The sequence below is a fragment of the Desulfovibrio sp. genome (assembly GCF_019424165.1).
Classification (GTDB): domain Bacteria; phylum Desulfobacterota; class Desulfovibrionia; order Desulfovibrionales; family Desulfovibrionaceae; genus Desulfovibrio.
In genome coordinates this window covers 3,060-5,989 of sequence record NZ_JAHZAA010000010.1, presented here as the reverse complement: position 1 = coordinate 5,989, position 2,930 = coordinate 3,060, and the positions used below count along the sequence as shown (strand labels likewise).

The following is a 2,930-nucleotide window of genomic DNA, read 5'->3' as shown; positions in this document are numbered from 1 at the left end:
AAAGCCCCAGCCCGTAATTTGGAAACTTCCATCAGCTCAAGCAGCATATTTGTTGCCGCAACACCCGCACCACCAATAATGCCAAGCGTGTGTTTCATCGCGATTACCTCAAAACCACTGTCTATCTGGTTGTCCGGTTCAGCAACATGCCGCTCAATGCAAGGAAAGCTCGGTTTCAGCGAAGTTAACCAATCGTGCCCCATGGCTGATCAATGGTCATTTGAGGCGTCAGCCTGTTTTTATTGGGAACGGTCTGGGCAGCCTTGGGGTGGAGCCGCCCCTTGCGCAGCCATGAGCGTAATGGACGATGCAAATGAGAACAAGCCAGTAAATCCGAGCGCACCAAGTGTATTCCGTCTTTGACCCTAGTATAGATTGTGCCGCAAAACAATATGATAGTGCTGATGGAGTAGCGCATGGGCGTAGCATCAGCGCCCTGGTCTTCTGGTCATGTATGAGGTGGGCGCTGGCTACTGCACGGCAAGTATCCAGTGTCCACTACGTCGGCCCGGCATGACCAGGCGAGCATCAACAGGCTGAAAAAAAGTGCAGGGTGGATGGAAGAGGAAGTTCGTGGGCGGATTGAGGGCAATTGCCGGTGCTTTTGATTTCTTTCATATGTCCCTTTGACGGTTTGGCCTTTCAGGCAGTATAAAAGGTCGGAGAAAAACCGGCAAAAGAAGTGGGGATATTGTGAGAGCAAATGAGTGGAACAAAAAAGAGGTTACAGATTCCTCCGTAACCTCTTATTGCTCTCTGGTGGGCCATCAGGGACTCGAACCCCGAACCAACTGATTAAGAGTCAGCTGCTCTACCAATTGAGCTAATGACCCGCATTGCGTGAAAAGGGATTTACGCTTATGGGTGCCAACTGTCAAGCAAATTTGAAAAAAAAATGAAAAGAAAGAGTTAATATTGTGAAATTAAAGGATTTTTATTTAATAAATATTTTCAGGGCATACAGGTTTTCTACTGCCCTGTGGCTGATACCCCTGTGTATCAGCTTGTTTCTTTTTGTTTTTTTGTACCGGGCAGAGGCTGAAACCCTCTCGGGCCGCTTTGAAACCGCGGCGGAAGGCGGCAATCTTATAGGCGCCCTGCACCTGACCCTGCCGCAGGGCTTTCATGCCTATGCGCATGACCCTGGCGATGCGGGCCGCCCGACAACACTGCGCTTCAGCGTTGACGGCGGCGCGCCACAGGCCGTGTGGTACCCTGAAGGAGCCGTGCAGCGGGATTTTTATGATCCCTCGGCCACAATTTTTGTTTATGAAAGCGAGGTGACGCTCTATGTGCTTCTGCCCGCAGCCGATGCGGGCAAGGCCTATACCGCTGATGTAAGCATGCTGCTTTGCTCGACACGCAACTGTCTGCCCGTCAACCAGCAGTTTCAGGGAGTGGTTCCCCGGGCGGATCTGCCCCTTGCTGATATGTCCTGGGCGGCTCGGTGGCGCGGGCTTAAAAAACAGCCCCCCCGGTTTTTTGAAGGTGGGGCCGCACAGACGCTGCCCGCTTTTGGTGCGGGCTCTTCGCCGGCTGCCGGTTCAGACCAGGCCCCGGGTGAAGGGCAGGGCAGCGTGGCCCCCGGCGGAAAGTCTGAAGGCATAGCCCGCTGGCTGGCAGCCCGGAACGACGAAGCTTCCCCTGCGGATGATAAAAAGCTTGAAGAAGAAAAAGAGCAAAAAGCCCTGCCGCCGCCCGACGGCTTTGTAAGCCTGACTCCGCGCTATATGGATGAATCCATGGAAATAGCAGGGCTTGGCAAAGCGTTGCTATTCGGCATTCTGGCCGGGCTGCTGCTCAATGCCATGCCCTGCGTGTTGCCCGTGCTTACTTTTAAGGTCAGCGGTCTTCTTATGGTGGGCGGGTACGACAAGGAAGGGCTGAAAAACTTCAGGCGGCATAACATCTGCTTTGCCGCGGGGGTCATGACGCTGTTCAGTGCTCTTGCCCTTGTACTCGGGCTTGCGGACCTGATGTGGGGGCAGTTGTACCAAAGCCAGCCTGTGCTGCTGGTCATGTTGCTGCTGGTATTTCTCATGGGGCTTTCCATGCTGGGCGTTTTTACCCTGCCTGTCATAGATCTGAAGACCGGCACAAATACCAAGAATCCCTGCCTTCAGGCCTACTTTACGGGGCTTGTCTCCACATTTTTGGCGACACCGTGCAGCGGCCCTCTTTTGGGAGGCGTGCTTGGCTGGGCCTTTACCCAGCCCCTCATGGTGGTTGTGGTGGTCTTCTGGGCTGTTGGTCTGGGCATGGCCCTGCCGTATGTCTTGTTCAGCATCTGGCCTGTTCTGGCGCGTATTTTGCCCAAGCCGGGGGCGTGGATGCATGTTTTTGAACGGGTCGTGGGCTTTTTTCTGCTGGGTACGGCCCTGTATCTGCTCTCCATCCTGCCTGTGGAAAAACACATGCAGGTGTTGAGCGTTCTTCTGGTTGTGGCGCTGTGCGCATGGCTGTGGGGCCAGTTTTGCGGCATATCGGCGCCGCCCCTGCGCCGTCGTGTTGTAGGGCTTGTCTCCCTTGGACTGCTGCTGGCCTCCATTGTCTGGGTTCTGCGCCCTGTGGCGCCCTTGCCGCAGTGGCGCAATTTTAATCCACAAACCTTTGAAGCAACCCTGGGCCATAAGCCCATGCTGCTGGAATTTACTGCCGACTGGTGCCCGAACTGCAAGTTTATGGAGGCCACGGTGCTGACGGATGAACGCCTGCGCCGCTTGCAGGCCCGCTACGGCATGGAGCTTGTGCGGGTGGATCTGACCAATGCCAATGCCTATGCTGTACGGCTTCTGGAGGCCTTGGGCAGCAAGAGCATTCCGCTCACGGCGCTTTTCCCCGCCGGAAGTGAGTCCACTGCGCCCCTGGTGCTTCGCGATGTGTACGGGGGCGAAACACTTGAACGCGCTTTGGGTGAGGCATTCGGAAAG

The 2,930-nt window shown here is 55.4% G+C and carries 1 protein-coding gene, 1 tRNA gene and 1 pseudogene; 1 reads left to right on the top strand and 2 read right to left on the bottom strand.

Going from position 1 to position 2,930, the window contains the following annotated elements; genetic code table 11:
- Together QZ377_RS05480 and QZ377_RS05475 are read right to left on the bottom strand one after the other, a co-directional pair.
- Nucleotides 1-203 (bottom strand): annotated as a pseudogene (locus tag QZ377_RS05480) (hypothetical protein); the annotation flags it as partial.
- A gap of 554 nt (nucleotides 204-757) precedes the next feature.
- Nucleotides 758-833 (bottom strand) — tRNA-Lys (locus QZ377_RS05475).
- A 171-nt stretch (nucleotides 834-1,004) separates the two neighbouring features.
- Here QZ377_RS05475 and QZ377_RS05470 point away from each other — a divergent pair.
- Nucleotides 1,005-2,930 (top strand): cytochrome c biogenesis protein CcdA (locus QZ377_RS05470; RefSeq protein WP_291440188.1); only part of this gene is annotated, 1,926 nt, incomplete at its 3' end.